This is a genomic window from Novosphingobium sp. PhB57 (genome assembly GCF_004342985.1).
Taxonomy (GTDB): Bacteria; Pseudomonadota; Alphaproteobacteria; order Sphingomonadales; family Sphingomonadaceae; genus Novosphingobium.
Genome location: NZ_SMBO01000006.1, coordinates 476,267 through 490,947 on the forward strand (window position 1 = coordinate 476,267; position 14,681 = coordinate 490,947).

Consider the following 14,681-nt stretch of genomic DNA (forward strand, 5'->3'; position numbering starts at 1 on the left):
GGCTCATGCAGCGAAGCGCGGCCGCCTGCCAAAGCTGAGAAGTTGAATCAACCCTCAGTTTCAGCGAGAACCAGAACTCTTCGTGCGAAACGACATTTGGACCGGCCTCGCCGGCGCAATTCCAAGGTAAATTTTCTACCATCGCACTCTCAATAGTACAGCGAACCGAATAGATGCAGTCCGTGCCCCCGGACCTGAGAGGGAATTCCACAACCCCCGCCAGAGCAATGGCTGTAGGGGTCGACAGGACCAACTAAGGGATTTCCCGTATTCGATCGGAATTAAAGTAAATCATCTCTTACCGCGGAAAACCGGCGAGATTCCGAGAGCGATAGCGGTGTGATGCGACGTTGAAATTACAAGATAATCGATTCGCCGAGGGGGCGTGCGAGGGCGGCGTTGCGCATAGCAGCTAACGCTCCGCGAGGCGGTGAATTCTTGGTAATCGGAAGGTGGGAAGCCTTCACAAGGCTCCCGCAGGAGCCTTTCCTGCCTTCAGGGGGCCGTCGGCGGGCCTGCGAGGCGGCGGGCGCTGACGATTTTCACCATCGGCTCCAGCATCTGGCCCTTCATCACACCGTCACCCTTGGTGGCGGAGCGCGGCTCGTCCCAGATCTTGCGCACCACGTCCATGCCCGAGACGACGTGGCCGAAAGCGGCGAAGCCGGCGCGGGTGTCCGGGTTGTCGGAATCCGGCTTGGCGTCGAGGGAAGGTATGTCCCCCAGCATGATGGTGAAATCGGCGGTGGCGCTGCCCGGCGCAAAGCGGGCCATGGAGATCGTCCCGGCCTTGTGGCTGATGCCGGTTATGTTGGTCGGTTCATGGGCGACGGGCGGCAGGACATTGACGCCCTGAAGCCCGCCCTGCAGCAGCCCGTTGGGCTGGTCGCCCCAGTCGATGTGCATGGCACGGTAGAAGTTCGCGCCGTCAAAGCGCTTGCTGTCTACGTATTTCAGGAAATTGGCGACGGTCAGCGGGGCGTGGGTCTTGTCGAGATCCAGCACGATGACGCCCGCGCTCGTGGTGAGTGCCACATAGACATGCTCGACAGGCGCTGCTGCCACGGGCGGCGCGGCGATCGGCGCTTCCTGGGCCAGGGCAGGGGGAACCATGGCACCCGCCGCGAAGGCGGCTACAAGGGCGAGCGATGCCCTTGCGGAAAGAGGCGCGGCCAGGAGCCGGAATGCCGGGTTCACGGGCCGCGCCTTCATCATCGGATCAGCGTACCCGCGGGCCGCCGAAGGGCAGGGGCGGAGGGGGACGGCGCGCGCCGCGCGGCAGCTGGGCCTGATAGGCCCGGCCGCAGTGCTCGACGCAATAAGGGAACCCGGGGTTCACCTTGTCTCCGCAGAAGTGGAAGTCGGGCTCGCCCGGGTGACCCATCGGCCAACGGCAGACGCGGTCGTTGAGGTCGAGCAGGCTGGTCTTGTCGGCGATCTCCGCGCTCGGCTTGGCCGGCACCAGGCGGCGCGGCGGCGCCGGCGGGATCGGCTGCTGCTGGTCGCCAGGGCCCTGACGCAGGAAGCCGCCAGGGCCGACCGAGACCACGCGCGGCCCCTTGGGGGCAGGTGCGGGAGCGGCATCGTCGGCGGCAACCGGCGGCGCGGCGGGTTCCGGCGCGCGCGGAGCAGGCGCGGCGGCCGGCTGCGGCGCAGCAGCGCGCACCACCGGGGCTTCGGCCTGAGGCTCGGGCGCAGCGGGCGCTGCTTCCACCGGCTTCGGCTTCTTGGGGGCCGGCGCCGGGCGCGCGGGCTTCTCGTTGGCCTTCACCGGCGAAGGGCGTGCCTTGAGGCCGAGGCGGTGGGCCTTGCCGATCACTGCATTGCGGCTCACGCCGCCAAGCTCGTCCGCGATCTGGCTGGCGGTGGCACCACCTTCCCACATCTTGGTCAGCTTCTCGATCCGCTCGTCCGTCCAGCTCATTCGTGTTCCATCTCTTCATCGGGCGACCTGAGAATCGCCAAAATTCCGTGGCGCGGCTTGCCTTGGAAAGCCGCAGCCGATACTCGCCGGTCCATGCCCGATCAAACGAATTCGACCGAACTGCCGACGTCCGACGGGATCGCGCCCGCCGCAATTTCGGCGCGCCATTTCCCGGCGAAGGGAGAAGCCCTGATCCACCAGGTGAACTGGGAGGGGCTCAAGACGCTTTATATGAAGGAGGTGCGGCGCTTCTTCAAGGTCCAGACCCAGACGATCTGGGCACCGGCGATCACGACGATGCTGTTCCTCGTCATCTTCACGGTCGCGCTGGGGCGCGGAGGCCGGGAAGTGCTCGGCGTCAACTTCGCCACTTTCGTGGCACCGGGCCTCATCGTCATGGGGATGATGCAGAACGCCTTCGCCAATGCCAGCTTCTCGTTCCTGGCCGGGAAGATCCAGGGCACCATCATCGACTACCTGATGCCGCCGCTGACCGAAGGCGAACTGATGCTGGCCATGACCGGCGCCGCCGTGACCCGCGCCTTGCTCGTCGGCCTGGCGCTGACCGCGGCGATGATGCTGTGGCCCGGCGTCGACTTGTCCATGGCGCACCCCTGGGCTGTCGTATGGTTCGGCCTCACCGGCTCGATCTTCCTCTCGCTGCTGGGCCTGCTGTCCTCGATCTGGGCCGAGAAGTTCGACCACAACGCGGCCGTCACCAATTTCGTGATCGCCCCGCTCTCGCTGCTGTCCGGCACGTTCTACGTGATCGACAACCTGGCCCCCGCCTTCCAGGTGGTCAGCCGTCTCAACCCGTTCTTCTATGTGATCTCGGGCTTCCGCTTCGGCTTCCTGGGTGTCAGCGACATTGGCGACACCAACATGGCAGTGCTGCACAGCGCGCTGGGCATGGGCCTGCTCGACGCGGTCCTGGCGGCGATCGTCTACATGGTCCTGCGGTCGGGCTGGAAGATCAAGGGCTGACCGTCCGGCACTTCAAAGTCTTCGAAAAACCCCGGTCGGACCCTCCGGCCGGGGTTTTCTGCGTCTGGAGAGACGGCCCGTCAGGCCCTCAATGCGTCAGCCCGCGCCGCAAGTGATAGCGGCCGTTGTCGAAGTCATCGAAGATCTGCGAGAGCGAGGGGTGGTCCACCGGGCCGCCATCGGAATCCGTGATCAGGTTCTGCTGGCTGACATAGGCGACGTAGCTGGAATCCTCGTTCTCGGCGAGCAGGTGGTAATACGGCTGATCGCGTCGCGGACGGACGTTCAGGGGAATGGACTCGTACCATTCATCGCTGTTGGCGAAGACAGGATCGATATCGAAAACCACACCCCTGAAGTCGTGGTTCCGGTGGCGAACGACATCCCCGATCGCGAATCGCGCACGCGTTTCACGCGGCGCGTCGATGACGCGGCCCGCTGTCGGAGAAAAAAATGACGCCTTGTTCATAGGAGAAATATAGGTTTCCTGCGGCCTGCCCACAAGCAAGCCTTGTGGACAATCCCCATTTTTTGAAAACAGGGGCTTGGCAAGTCCGATAAGCCGGGCTATCGGCGCGCTTCCTGACCCGGCGGCTCTGTCCGCTGCATCGCATCTCTAGCGGAGAGGTGGCAGAGTGGTCGAATGCGCTGCACTCGAAATGCAGTGTACGGGAAACCGTACCGTGGGTTCGAATCCCACCCTCTCCGCCAAGAGACCATCCCACCACATCACGATTTAGTCTCATAAACCCAAGGATTTCCTTGGTTTATGGCCTGATTCGCATCCCACCGCATCCCATTCCATCGCACGGCGTCCGATTGGTTTCGTGGGAAGAAATGTGGGAAGGTTTTGGCATGGGAAAACTGTCCGCAACAAGCGTCAGAGCAGCCACTCGGCCGGGCCGAATGGGCGACGGCGAAGGCCTGTACCTCTTGGTCCAGCCCGGCGGTTCAAAGAGCTGGATATGCCGGGTACAGAAGCATGGCCTGCGGCGAGATTTCGGTCTCGGCAGCACTTCGAAAATTTCGCTCGCGACCGCCAGGGAGATGGCGAGAGAAATCCGAAGCTGGATGGAGATGGGCCTCGACCCCATTTTCGAACGCCGCAAGGCTCAGGGCATACCGACTTTTCGTGAAGCAGCTGCCAAGGTGATCGCCGCTAACGGAAAGACCTGGCGCAACGAAAAGCACGCGGCGCAGTGGTCCAGCACATTGGAAGCCTATGTCTTCCCACATATCGGTGATCGGCAGGTCAGCGAGATCACAGGTCCGATGATTCGCAATCTCCTTTCGGAGATTTGGCTCTCCAAGCCCGAGACCGCTCGCCGTGTTCGCCAGCGTGTCGGCGCCATTCTCGATTGGGCTTATGCCTCGGGATTTCGCGAGACCGAGGCTCCGATGCGGGCGATCACCAAGGGGCTTCCGCGTCAGCCCAAGAAGGACGGCCATTTCGCCGCGATGCCCTATGACAAGGTCCCGGCGTTCCTGCGCCGGCTGCCCGAGCGCGAAACGTTCAGTCGGCTCGCATTGCAGTTTGCGATCTTCACCGCCGCTCGCTCAGGCGAGGTGCGGGAGGCAAAATGGAGTGAGATCGATTTCGATACCAAGCTCTGGACTGTTCCCAAGGAGCGCATGAAAGCCAACCGTGAGCACGTGGTGCCGCTGAACGATGGGGCTTTGAAAATTCTACGGCGGTGTCTGGAACTGAGGCTCGGGGAGGCGGCCCTGATCTTCCCCGGATCTCGGCCAAAGTCCCCCTTGTCCGACATGACTCTTTCCAAGCTGCTCAAGGAAATGCGCGAACCCTACACGCCCCACGGCTTTCGCTCGTCGTTCCGGGATTGGGTAAGCGAGGAAACCCAGCATCCTAGCGATGTTGCGGAGGCGGCGCTTGCCCACGTGGTGAAGAGCAAGACCGAAGCGGCCTATCGCCGAGGCAACCTCCTCGAGAAGCGCCGGGTGATGATGGAAGACTGGAACGCATTCTGTGTCAGCTAGCTCGCAGTACATCCTGAATGACTGGCTGGATGGGAACGGTTACGATTTTCGTATATTTCGCTTGTTGCGTTCATTGCGAATATCGTATGCTTGCGCGCAGCAGAGGAGCCCAATCATGACCATCCCAGCCTTCGCCGAGGAGATCGGCGCGCGTCTGCCTTCTGCGAGCGAGAAGGTGGCGGCGAACCAGTTACGACAGATCATCGCCGCCCACGCCGACGGCGGCGCAACCCTGCGCCTGCTTGATGACGACCGCCAGCCCGTTGACGTGACTCTTACTCCGGCGCTGTCGCACTTGCTGCTCGATTTGCTTGGTCATATCGGGCGGGGCGATGCCGTGACGTTGGTGCCGGTCCACCAGATGCTGTCGACACAGCAGGCGGCTGACATCCTGAATGTGTCACGTCCCCATCTGATCTCGTTGCTGGACAAGGAGGCGATCCCCCATGTCCTGGTGGGGAGGCACCGCCGCATCCGTGCCGAAGACCTGTTCGCCTACAAGCAGGCGCGCGACGCACGCCGCGGCGCTGCGTTGGCCAACCTGGCAGAGAATGACTCGGAGCTGCTGTAGCCTTGTTCGCCAACCGCTATACGGCATTCGTCGACGCTTGTGCGCTTGTGGGTGTCCTCAAGCGTAACATGCTGCTCACGCTCGCAGAGGCGGGCTTCTTTCGCATTCGATGGTCCGCCAGAGTCCTCGACGAAGTGGAAGTGGCACTCGAACGAATCCATGCGGACAAGGGACGGGAGGGCGCAGCGGCGATCGCTCAGCGTCAGCGTGCCAATATGGAGACCGCTTTCGAGGAAGCGGCCATCACCGATTACGAGGCACTTGAGCCTGCCTGTGCATCGATCCCCGATCGAAATGACCACCATGTGGTCGCGGCTGCCCTGAAGGCTCAGGCGGCAACGATCGTGACGGACAACCTCAAGGACTTTCCCGCCGAGGTGCTGAACGGGCTCAACATCGAGGCGAAGTCCACGGACGCTTTCATTGCGGACACTATCGAGCTTGATCCTGGTCGTGCGGTCGGCGCGCTTAGGTCGATGCGAGAGCGTTTCAGGAATCCGTCCCTGACAGCCGAGACCTTGTTGCTTAAAATCGAAGCAGTAGGTCTCAACGAGACGGCAGGCACGCTTCGACCTTACCTCGCCGTGCTGTAAAGTCCTCAATTCAGTTTGTTAAGCCATACGTAGCAGAAGTGAAACGCTGTTGCGAATGCGCGGAACCTACGATTTGCTTGCTCAAATACGCCGCGAAAAAACCCGAAACACCCAGGCGGGTATTTCGGGTTAAGGCGTTGGGTCGCAATGCGCCGAAGCGCACCTGATGACCAGCCGGAGGGAGGAAGGTTACCGGCCGAATCACATGCGCAGTTTGTGGTTGCGACTGAAGGCTTTTGCGAATGAAAAATGCTGTCACCCACGGCATGAACGATATTTTCGTTTAGTTTTCGGCACGAGCTTTAACATCCTGGGAGGGATCGCACCGACGTATGGGATGTCGGTTGACCATGGGCGTCTCAGGCCCGGCGGCCTGACCGCGCTCTACCTCCGCTTACGCTCGGGCCGAGCCGCCCTTGGCGTCTCGTCGGCACAGCCGTTACGATCGCTGACGCGCTCCGGGCGCCGCTGGCGCCCCGGGCTGGACGCGTTTGCGCGTCCCATCAGCGGTCTCCGCACCTTCGGCGCGTCGGAGCTTGCCCTGCTCCTGGCTGGCGAGGGGCGTCACGGCCCCTTGGCCCCGCCATGGCGCGCCGCAAGGCGGGCTTTGCCCGCCTCCTCCATTTCATTTCGGCCCTGCGGGTGCGCCCCGCCATTCGAGGCGAGGCCTGTGGTCCGCTCCTGCCGCCCCCCGCCACCCCGGCGCCGGTCAATGGCGGTTGGAGAAAGGAAGCAGGAGAAAATGAACAAGCCAGATCGCCAGAGCCTTTACGGCGAAGTTACCGCGCGGATCATTGCCGAGCTCGAGGAGGGCAGGCTTCCCTGGGTGCAGCCATGGGATAGTTCGCGGTGTCCCTGCATGATGCCGTGTAATGCGGCATCGGGGCGGGCCTATTCGGGAATCAATATTCTCATCCTGTGGTGCGAGGCAGCGGAGCGGCAGTTCACGTCGCAGCGCTGGCTTACCTACCGGCAGGCCGTGGCGGCGGGCGGGAATGTCCGGCGGGGCGAGAAGGGCACAGTCGTGTGCTACGCGGATCGCTTCACCCCGAAGGACGAGGCCGAGAACGCAGCAGCCGGCGACCGCGAGGCGAGGACAATCGCGTTCCTGAAGCGCTTTGTGGTCTTCAATCTCGATCAGGTGGAGGGGCTGCCCGAGCGCTTGATGACGGAACCGGGGGTGCCAGATCCGGTGATTCAGATTGCCGAGGTGGACAGGCTGATCGCTGCCAGCGGGGCGGACTTCCGGATCGGCGGCGATGAGGCGTTCTATTCACCGGCGCCGGATTACGTGCAGGTCCCGCCGCAGGCCGCCTTCCATGATCCGATCAACTGGTTTCGCACGGCCCTTCACGAGATGGGCCACTGGGCTGGCGGGAAGGCAAGGCTGAACCGGGACATGTCCGGAAAGTTCGGCTCGGCCCAATATGCCAGGGAGGAACTCGTTGCCGAGATGACGGCGGCGTTCTCCTGCGCATCGCTCGGTATCCAACCGACGGTGCGGCATAGCGATTACCTGGGGACGTGGCTCGAGGTCATGCGCGCTGACGAGAAGGCGATTTTCCGGGCGGCGAGCGCGGCCAGCAAGGCGGCCGATTTCCTCCTCACCTTTGCGGAGGACGCGGCATGAGGTGGCATCTCTACAGGATCGAGCAGCGGGTTCGCGAGGCTTTCCTGCGGGATGCCTTTTCCGAATACGAGGATCCGGAACTGCGCCGGCTGGCGCGGGCAATCTACTCGCTTCCCTGGCTGCCCAAAAATGTGTTCGGCATGCTGCGGTACGATAGGCTCACTTATGAGCAGATTGCCGAAAAGCTGCGTATCAGTCCCCGGCGCGTGCAGACCGAGGTGGGGCGAGCCATGGCCCTGATCATTCGCTCGCGAGACCGGCAGAAGCGCAAGGGATGGTGAGACATCAGGGCGCGTCCGCAGCTGCGGACGCGCCCAAGTTTTTGCACGTTGGACGCTTTGCGGCTCAGGAGCGCGGCAGGGTGTCGTCGACCAAATAAGAGATCGGACTGTTCATCCATTCGTTGACGGCGCTCTCGCGCCAGTCGCAGCATCTTTCGGCGAGGCGGACCTGGGCCGGGAAGGTCCCGGTCTGGATTTTGCGGTAGAGGGTGGCACGCGACAGGCCTGTGCGGGTGAGCACGGCATCGAGGCGCAGGAAGCGTTCAGGGGGTGTCATGTTCATGTGGCATGTCCTCGCATTAAGTGAAGTGGACTGGCCGGCCACGAGTAAGTTTGGCTCAGATCTGCGGGCTTACAAGTGCGCTGAACAGCGCTGAACAGCGCGGAACAGGTAAAAAACGGGCCCCAGTTCACCGGGTGGCACCAGCAAGAACCTTGTGTGCCCCGAATCGACCCCATAAAAAAATTTGCGCGCCAAAGCCGTGATTTCCGCATTTCATTCTCATGCCATCTCGGCGGCCCCCTGGCGCGAAGGTCTGGCCTTCGCGCGAAGAGGATCGGCCGCCGAATCGCATCGGGCTACCGCTAGCCCCGAGCTCCGGCCTTCGCCGATCGCCTCCACCAAGGGCGAGATCAGGACGGTGTCGTTCGCCGCCGCGAACGGGCATGGCCGGTGACATGGCAGACATGATCGACGAGCCCGCCGACCAGGGTCCGCACCTGATCCCCAGTGAAGCCGCCATCGTCAGGATGCTTGCCGTTCATGAGGTGCCGCCGGTTCCATTTCCAATAGGGCGCCAGCACCTGGACCAGCCGCGCCGTCTCGGTGCAATCGTAGCCGAACGCGGTAACGTTGGCGTAAGCCAGCGAGCGGTCGACATTTAGGCTGATATGCCGCGCGCACCAGCTGTCCGGAAAGCCGACATCGAGCAGGTGCGAGGACAGCGCGAGTTGGACGACGATGCCGGTCGAGTAGAGGAAATCGGGCCAGTTACCGGGCGTATCATGTGCCAAGCTGCCCATGAATTCTTCGGCACGGTGATAGCGCGCGAGGCTGAGGTTGCGGCCCTCCTGCGTACGGACCAGGCGCACCGGCTCGGCGCCATAGATCTTCCACAGCGCGGCGAGCGCGGAATTGTCGTGCGGCAGGGAGTTCAGCGCCGCCGACACGGCGGCCATTTCATCGGGTGAAGTCGCAGGAACAAGATTGTTCATTTAGCACCTCCGGGTCCGCATCAGGGCGGGTAGGCGGAAGGCTGAGGACCATGCGGACCAGTCCCGAACTCCCGCACGCTAACGCGCGGGAGCCGCCGGAGCTGGTAACATGCAAGTGACATGCGCCGCCGCCTTTCACCCGAAGGTTTGGACATGCGCGACGGCACCCCGGAAAACCATGTTTTCCGAGCTCGATTCACTTGCGGGATTACCAGTCCCGGCGCTGCCCTTTGCGCAGCGCCTTGGCAGGATAACAGACGGGAATCCCTAGGCCAAGGACTGACTGGATCGCGCAGATTGTGCGTGCTTCGGACGGATATCTGGGCCGTCGTCGCGGCATTCCAGCTAGAAGTGAAAGCGTATCCTGCGCCGATGCGAACGATGACCGCGATAAGGCTCGCAAGCAGTGCCGTCTCCGTCGGCATCGAGCTCGGCGCGGTACCCCGGCTCCCCGGTCCGGATCGGCGCATGTCCCACCGCGCGCGCCGCGTCGCAATCGGCATAGTAGACCCAGCTATTAGGGGCGGCCGAGGAGCGGCCTTCCGGCAGCAGGCGCGCCGCGGCATTGCCGATGTCGCCGGCGTGCAGGCTGAGGTACCCAGCGCCTCCGCCTACGAGCGCAGCGAGCATGAACCACGAGCAGACTTTGCCGACCGTTGCCTGCCGTCTCCGGAGAAGAGAGCGCTTTCGAAAAAGCCGGCCGTGCTCAATTGGAATCGCTCGAAACGGCCTGTCTTTTGCCATCGGTCTTCCACCCCGCAGTTCGGCCCCTCGAGTGTGCGCGGCCGCGCGTGCAAGCCGGGGGGCCGAACCTGGTTTTGCCGCTAAGTGTCTAACGGATCGCTAAAGGCCCGAACCCCGCGCCGCCGCCACAACGTCAGCGCCTGCTCGCGATCCTGTCCGCGTAGTCTGGCTGCGGCTTCGACGAGCAGGCCGAGGATCACCGCACGGTCGTCGTCGGTCAGCTCGACCAGATCGGCTTTGACGACAAGCCCGCCGAGCTCGATGAGCTGGCGGGTGCGTTCGCGCCGCTTCACTTGCCACGCGCGGCGGTCATGCCGGGCCCGGCTCGCCGAGAGGCAATTGCGTGCTGCCTGGCTGCGCCGCAGCGCCGCGCGGCTTGTTGCCAGTTCCTGCGCCAGGGGTTTTGCCGCCTGCAGAAAAGAACGCGGCGCCGCGCCCCCGCCACGCCTCCTTTCTGGCCGCGTCGCTCATGGAGGCAGCCTCGAGCAGGGCGCCGGCCAGCACTTCGGCGGCAAGGGCATCGGCGCCGGTTGCATTCACCAGCTCGCCGAGCTGAGTGATCCGGCGAAGTTTAAGTTGCCGCGCCTTGTCGGTAAGGGCTTTGAGCTCGGCATCATAGTCACGGGGTTTGCGCATTGTCCGTTCTTTCGTTGATGGAGGCGGACAGTTCAGTTATCGGGAGTCTCATTCCCAAACAATAGCGTGAAATCTTCTGGGATTTCGTGTTCCCGAGAGCGATGAAATCGTTCGAGGGCGCGCTTATACGTCGTGCCGACGCGCTCTTTGCAGTGTAAATGGTATGCCGTCATGGCGATCTACCATTTCTCGGCCAAAGTCATTTCCCGCGCCGCCGGCTCTTCGGCCGTGGCCGCCGCCGCCTATCGCTCCGCCTCGCGGCTGCACGATGAACGGCTTGAGCGCGATCATGACTTTTCGAACAAGGCGGGTGTCGTCCACTCGGAGATCCTGCTGCCCGAGAACGCCCCCGAACAGTGGCTCGAGCGCGAGCGCCTCTGGAATGACGTCGAGGCGGCCGAGAAACGCAAGGACGCGCAGCTGTGCCGCGAGGTCGAGTTCGCCATTCCCCGCGAGCTTGACCAGGCCGAGGGCATTCGTTTGGCGCGTGACTTCGTCAGCCGTGAGTTCGTGGCGCGCGGCATGGTCGCCGATCTCAATGTGCATTGGGATATCGGCGAAGACGGCCAACCCAAGCCCCATGCCCATGTGATGCTCGGCATGCGTGAAGTGACCGAGGAAGGGTTCGGGCCCAAGGTGCGCGAGTGGAACCGCACCGAGCTTCTTACTCATTGGCGCGAAGCCTGGGAGATCCACGTCAACCAGCGGCTTGCCGAGCTCGATATCGACGCGCGGATCGATCATCGCTCGCTGGAAGCCCAGGGCATCGACCTCGAGCCGCAGCACAAGATCGGCCCTGCTGCCTCGCGCATGGCAGGACAGGGGCTCAAGAGCGAGCGGCTCGAAGAGCATCACGCGATCGCGCGGTCGAACGGCGAAAAGATCCTCGCCAATCCTGCAATTGCCATCGATGCCATCACGCACCAGCAGGCTACCTTCACCACCCGTGACCTCGCCAGGTTCGTCCACCGGCACAGCGACGGGAAAGAGCAGTTCGACCAGGTGCTGGGGGCGGTCCGCTCCTCGCCCGAGCTGGTCACGCTGGGCAAGGACGGGCGCGGTGAGGATCGTTTCACGTCCCGCGCGATGATCGAGACCGAGCGGCGGCTCGCGAATGCCACCATCAGGCTCGATGCCGGCCGGCGGCACGGCGTCAATCGCGCTATCCAGGAAAAGGCCCTGGCACGCGCCGAAGCACGCGGGCTCGTCCTCTCAGGCGAGCAGCGCGGCGCCTTCGAGCAGGTGACCAACAACCGGGGGCTTTCCTCGGTGATCGGCTATGCCGGCACCGGCAAGAGCGCGATGCTCGGCGTGGCGCACGATGCCTGGCGCTCGGCAGGTTACGAGGTGCACGGTGCTGCGCTCTCCGGGATCGCAGCCGAGAACCTCGAAAGCGGTTCGGGAATTGCCAGCCGCACCATCGCCAGCCTGGAGCGGCAATGGGGGCAGGAGCGCGAGCTGCTGAGCGATCGCTCAGTGCTGGTCATTGATGAAGCCGGGATGGTCGGCACCCGGCAGATGGAACGGGTGATCCACGAGGCGGAAAAGCGCGGCGCCAAGGTCGTGCTCGTCGGCGATCCCGAGCAGCTTCAGGCGATCGAGGCAGGGGCCGCCTTCCGCAGCATTGCCGAGCGGCACGGCAGCGTCGAAATCATGGAAGTGCGCCGGCAGGGCGAGGAGTGGCAGCGTCAGGCCACGCGCGATCTGGCCACCGGGCGGACCGGCGAGGCGCTGCTGGCCTACGAGCGAGCCGGGCATGTCCATCATGCGCCTACCCGCGACGCGGCGCGAGAGGCGCTGGTCGGGCAATGGAACCGAGATCGCCGGGCGCATCCCGAAGCCAGCCGGATCATCCTCACCCATACCAACGACGAAGTCGGCGAGCTGAACCAGGCAGCACGCGCTCGCCTGCGGAAGGCCGGCGAGCTTGGCGAGGATGTGACGCTCAAGGTCGAGCGCGGCGAGCGCAGCTTCGCGGCGGGCGACCGGGTCATGTTCTTCCGCAATGAGCGCAGCATGGGCGTGAAGAACGGATCACTGGGCACACTGCGCAGCGTCTCGCCCTTCAGCATGGCGGTCATGCTTGACGATGGTCGCTCCGTCGCCTTCGATCTCAAGGACTATGCCGATGTCGATCACGGCTACGCCGCGACCATCCACAAGGCGCAGGGCATGACCGTTGACCGCGTACAGGTCCTCGCCACCCCGGGGCTCGATCGCCACGGCGCCTACGTGGCGCTCTCGCGCCACCGGGCGGAGGTCGACCTGCACTATGGCAAGGACGACTTTGCCGATCGCGCGAAGCTGCTGCGCGCGCTCAGCCGTGATCGCTCGAAGGACATGGCCTCCGATTACGGCCCTGCCTTCGAGAAGAAGCGCGAGCCGGAACCCGCCATCGCTGTGAGGCGCGACCCCTTCGCCGGGCTCAGGCTGAAAGCGCCCGGGCAGGTGCGGCAGGCAGCGCCGCTCGAGATCGCGGTACAGCGCTATGGGCGCGCGGCGCAGGATATCTTCAGGATGCGTGAGCAAGGGCTGAAACCGATTGGTCTGCAACATCAAGAGATGACCAGGGCGGCCGACAATCTCGACCGCGTGCAGGAGCACGGTGCGCGCGATCTCTATGCCGCGATCCGGAAAGAGCCTGAACTTGCCGATGAAGCCGGCAAGGGCCAGACCCGCCGCGCTATCCAGGCGATGATGGCTGAAAGCGAGATCCGCATCGCGGCCGATCTGCGCGCCGACCGCTTCGTGAATGAATGGCAGACCCAGACCCGGCAGTTCATGCGCATGCAGAAGATGGGCAACGCGCGCGGCGAAGAGCAGGCCATGGCGCGAATCGATCACCTCACCAAAAGCCTTCACCGCGACCCTGAGCTCGAGTCGCGGCTGCGCAAGCGCGGCGCCGAAATGGGCTTCGGATCCTTTGAGAAAAAATCGCTATCTCAGGAAATCCAGGGTTGGGTAGACCGCTGGCGTTCGCGCGGCCTCGGGCTTTAGGCTGGCTGGATGCCCCAGAACCAGACCCCCGAAGAGCTCGATCCTGCCGCTGCGTTTGAAGTCATGGGCCAGCGCCTGGCAGGACTTACCGCTGCCATCGACGGCCTCGCCGTCAAATTCCAGGAGGTGCACGGACGCGACTACAGCCCCGAACTGGCACGGATCGATGCGCGGTTTGAAGCCGTGCGGGATTTTGTTGACCAGCTGATGCAGAAACCGGCGATGGCGCTGACGCCGGAGAAGATCGCGGCCGAAATCGAGGCGGCAGGAAGGAATGGGCGTCAGGCAGATCATGCCGCTTGGCATCAAGCCCAGACACAACTGAATGCTGCGACGAAATCAATCAGCAGGGTCGTTGGTTCTGCGCTGGAGGAACAGAGGCAGTTCAAGTGGCTCATGATTGCCGCTGGCGTTGCCCTTGTCTCAGGCGTCGTGCTTGGGAGTATCGTTCCGCCCATGATCGACCGTCAGATGCCCGAGAGTTGGCAGTGGCCGGAGCAGCGGGCCGCGGACATCCTTAACCGGGACCGCTGGGCAGCTGGCGAACGTCTGTTGGAGGTTTCGGATGCAGAGAGGTGGTCGAAGGTTAAGGCTGCCTTGCAATCGCTGGAGGACAAGAGCGCCGAGGTTGGGAAGAGAGAGAAGCCAGAGGCGGGGCGTGGCAAGAACGAGGGTGCTAGAGGTCGTGACCGGCGCAGGTCGAAGTGACGGATTGGCTTTAAACAAACGAATCCGCCTTGGGCATGGACGTAAGTTTATCGCTCCCAGAGATCGACGCACGCGGGCGCCAGCTGCCTATGTTGTTGGGATGCTCAAACGCCAATTGAGAGACAGAAGGGCCGGGGGGACCCGTATAGGGGCAGGTCGCGACCAGAGCACGAACATGGGGTAATCGCGGGAGCGCTGGCCATCGTAAAGGAACTGGTCGATGCGACCGGACACACTGTGGAGTTTCCGGAACCCCCTGACGCAAGTTCGCGCGTAGCTCTTAGCTGGGTGCCGAAGCCCTAGCCGGGACTGTCAGGAATTCCGTGTGTGGGCAGGCATAATGGGTAACAAGGAGTCCCACTATGTCACGACGCAAAGAACCGGCGATACCTCACGAGCT

At 63.5% G+C, this 14,681-nt stretch carries 16 protein-coding genes and 1 tRNA gene; 9 read left to right on the forward strand and 8 right to left on the reverse strand.

Going from position 1 to position 14,681, the window contains the following annotated elements:
• Window positions 1-495 precede the first annotated feature (495 nt).
• Together EDF58_RS19890 and EDF58_RS19895 are read right to left on the reverse strand one after the other, a co-directional pair.
• Window positions 496-1,113 (reverse strand): peptidylprolyl isomerase, encoded by a 618-nt coding sequence (locus tag EDF58_RS19890; RefSeq protein ID WP_243654391.1) that lies wholly within the window; start codon window positions 1,111-1,113, stop codon window positions 496-498.
• A 106-nt stretch (window positions 1,114-1,219) separates the two neighbouring features.
• Window positions 1,220-1,924 carry a GcrA family cell cycle regulator gene (locus EDF58_RS19895; RefSeq protein ID WP_132268672.1) on the reverse strand — a complete coding sequence of 235 codons (705 nt, stop codon included), beginning with the start codon at window positions 1,922-1,924 and terminating at the stop codon, window positions 1,220-1,222.
• 93 nt (window positions 1,925-2,017) lie between these two features.
• Between EDF58_RS19895 and EDF58_RS19900 the strand changes: the two genes are divergently transcribed.
• Entirely contained in the window at window positions 2,018-2,908 is an 891-nt protein-coding gene (locus EDF58_RS19900) for an ABC transporter permease (RefSeq protein WP_132268674.1), read from the forward strand.
• 88 nt (window positions 2,909-2,996) lie between these two features.
• Here EDF58_RS19900 and hspQ read toward each other — a convergent pair whose 3' ends face one another.
• A complete protein-coding gene (gene hspQ / locus EDF58_RS19905; RefSeq protein WP_132268793.1) occupies window positions 2,997-3,377 on the reverse strand; it encodes a heat shock protein HspQ in 381 nt (126 codons plus the stop codon).
• 152 nt (window positions 3,378-3,529) lie between these two features.
• On the opposite strand from hspQ, the gene EDF58_RS19910 reads away from it, so the two are divergent.
• From EDF58_RS19910 to EDF58_RS19935, 6 genes are all read left to right on the forward strand, one after another.
• A tRNA-Ser gene (locus EDF58_RS19910) sits at window positions 3,530-3,619 on the forward strand.
• A gap of 144 nt (window positions 3,620-3,763) precedes the next feature.
• Window positions 3,764-4,906 (forward strand): tyrosine-type recombinase/integrase, encoded by a 1,143-nt coding sequence (locus EDF58_RS19915; RefSeq protein WP_279388335.1) that lies wholly within the window; start codon window positions 3,764-3,766, stop codon window positions 4,904-4,906.
• Window positions 4,907-5,021: 115 nt separating this feature from the next.
• Window positions 5,022-5,477 carry a helix-turn-helix domain-containing protein gene (locus tag EDF58_RS19920; protein ID WP_132268678.1) on the forward strand — a complete coding sequence of 152 codons (456 nt, stop codon included), beginning with the start codon at window positions 5,022-5,024 and terminating at the stop codon, window positions 5,475-5,477.
• A gap of 2 nt (window positions 5,478-5,479) precedes the next feature.
• Window positions 5,480-6,070, forward strand: coding sequence for a PIN domain-containing protein (locus EDF58_RS19925; protein ID WP_132268680.1), 591 nt, complete (start codon window positions 5,480-5,482; stop codon window positions 6,068-6,070).
• A 742-nt stretch (window positions 6,071-6,812) separates the two neighbouring features.
• A complete protein-coding gene (locus EDF58_RS19930) occupies window positions 6,813-7,700 on the forward strand; it encodes a zincin-like metallopeptidase domain-containing protein (protein ID WP_132268681.1) in 888 nt (295 codons plus the stop codon).
• Window positions 7,697-7,981, forward strand: a complete 285-nt coding sequence (locus EDF58_RS19935; protein ID WP_132268683.1) for a sigma factor-like helix-turn-helix DNA-binding protein — start codon at window positions 7,697-7,699, stop codon at window positions 7,979-7,981. The genes EDF58_RS19930 and EDF58_RS19935 overlap by 4 nt, the downstream gene beginning before the upstream one ends.
• Window positions 7,982-8,045: 64 nt before the next feature.
• On the opposite strand, the gene EDF58_RS19940 is transcribed toward EDF58_RS19935, so the two are convergent.
• From EDF58_RS19940 to EDF58_RS19960, 5 genes are all read right to left on the reverse strand, one after another.
• The gene (locus EDF58_RS19940) at window positions 8,046-8,264 is read right to left on the reverse strand and encodes an AlpA family phage regulatory protein (RefSeq protein WP_132268685.1); all 219 of its coding nucleotides are present in this window, start codon (window positions 8,262-8,264) and stop codon (window positions 8,046-8,048) included.
• 350 nt (window positions 8,265-8,614) lie between these two features.
• Window positions 8,615-9,196, reverse strand: coding sequence for a hypothetical protein (locus tag EDF58_RS19945; protein WP_132268686.1), 582 nt, complete (start codon window positions 9,194-9,196; stop codon window positions 8,615-8,617).
• A 345-nt stretch (window positions 9,197-9,541) separates the two neighbouring features.
• Window positions 9,542-9,826 (reverse strand): excalibur calcium-binding domain-containing protein, encoded by a 285-nt coding sequence (locus EDF58_RS19950; RefSeq protein ID WP_207913053.1) that lies wholly within the window; start codon window positions 9,824-9,826, stop codon window positions 9,542-9,544.
• 194 nt (window positions 9,827-10,020) lie between these two features.
• Window positions 10,021-10,233, reverse strand: coding sequence for a conjugal transfer protein TraD (locus EDF58_RS19955; protein WP_132268689.1), 213 nt, complete (start codon window positions 10,231-10,233; stop codon window positions 10,021-10,023).
• A 16-nt stretch (window positions 10,234-10,249) separates the two neighbouring features.
• Complete coding sequence (locus tag EDF58_RS19960) at window positions 10,250-10,576, reverse strand: conjugal transfer protein TraD (protein WP_132268691.1); 327 nt, start codon at window positions 10,574-10,576, stop codon at window positions 10,250-10,252.
• Window positions 10,577-10,747: 171 nt separating this feature from the next.
• On the opposite strand from EDF58_RS19960, the gene traA reads away from it, so the two are divergent.
• The gene (gene traA, locus EDF58_RS19965) at window positions 10,748-13,573 is read left to right on the forward strand and encodes a Ti-type conjugative transfer relaxase TraA (protein ID WP_132268693.1); all 2,826 of its coding nucleotides are present in this window, start codon (window positions 10,748-10,750) and stop codon (window positions 13,571-13,573) included.
• A 9-nt stretch (window positions 13,574-13,582) separates the two neighbouring features.
• Window positions 13,583-14,281, forward strand: a complete 699-nt coding sequence (locus EDF58_RS19970; protein ID WP_132268694.1) for a DUF6118 family protein — start codon at window positions 13,583-13,585, stop codon at window positions 14,279-14,281.
• The last annotated feature ends 400 nt before the right edge of the window (window positions 14,282-14,681 follow it).

Bases quoted from the DNA above. Each gene is read 5' to 3' on its own strand.
- EDF58_RS19960 (WP_132268691.1), bottom strand. From the start codon at position 10,576: ATGCGCAAACCCCGTGACTATGATGCCGAGCTCAAAGCCCTTACCGAC.
- EDF58_RS19915 (WP_279388335.1), top strand. From the start codon at position 3,764: ATGGGAAAACTGTCCGCAACAAGCGTCAGAGCAGCCACTCGGCCGGGC.
- EDF58_RS19895 (WP_132268672.1), bottom strand. From the start codon at position 1,924: ATGAGCTGGACGGACGAGCGGATCGAGAAGCTGACCAAGATGTGGGAA.
- traA (WP_132268693.1), top strand. From the start codon at position 10,748: ATGGCGATCTACCATTTCTCGGCCAAAGTCATTTCCCGCGCCGCCGGC.
- hspQ (WP_132268793.1), bottom strand. From the start codon at position 3,377: ATGAACAAGGCGTCATTTTTTTCTCCGACAGCGGGCCGCGTCATCGAC.
- EDF58_RS19920 (WP_132268678.1), top strand. From the start codon at position 5,022: ATGACCATCCCAGCCTTCGCCGAGGAGATCGGCGCGCGTCTGCCTTCT.
- EDF58_RS19970 (WP_132268694.1), top strand. From the start codon at position 13,583: ATGCCCCAGAACCAGACCCCCGAAGAGCTCGATCCTGCCGCTGCGTTT.
- EDF58_RS19950 (WP_207913053.1), bottom strand. From the start codon at position 9,826: ATGCTCGCTGCGCTCGTAGGCGGAGGCGCTGGGTACCTCAGCCTGCAC.
- EDF58_RS19945 (WP_132268686.1), bottom strand. From the start codon at position 9,196: ATGAACAATCTTGTTCCTGCGACTTCACCCGATGAAATGGCCGCCGTG.
- EDF58_RS19900 (WP_132268674.1), top strand. From the start codon at position 2,018: ATGCCCGATCAAACGAATTCGACCGAACTGCCGACGTCCGACGGGATC.
- EDF58_RS19940 (WP_132268685.1), bottom strand. From the start codon at position 8,264: ATGAACATGACACCCCCTGAACGCTTCCTGCGCCTCGATGCCGTGCTC.
- EDF58_RS19890 (WP_243654391.1), bottom strand. From the start codon at position 1,113: ATGGTTCCCCCTGCCCTGGCCCAGGAAGCGCCGATCGCCGCGCCGCCC.
- EDF58_RS19930 (WP_132268681.1), top strand. From the start codon at position 6,813: ATGAACAAGCCAGATCGCCAGAGCCTTTACGGCGAAGTTACCGCGCGG.
- EDF58_RS19935 (WP_132268683.1), top strand. From the start codon at position 7,697: ATGAGGTGGCATCTCTACAGGATCGAGCAGCGGGTTCGCGAGGCTTTC.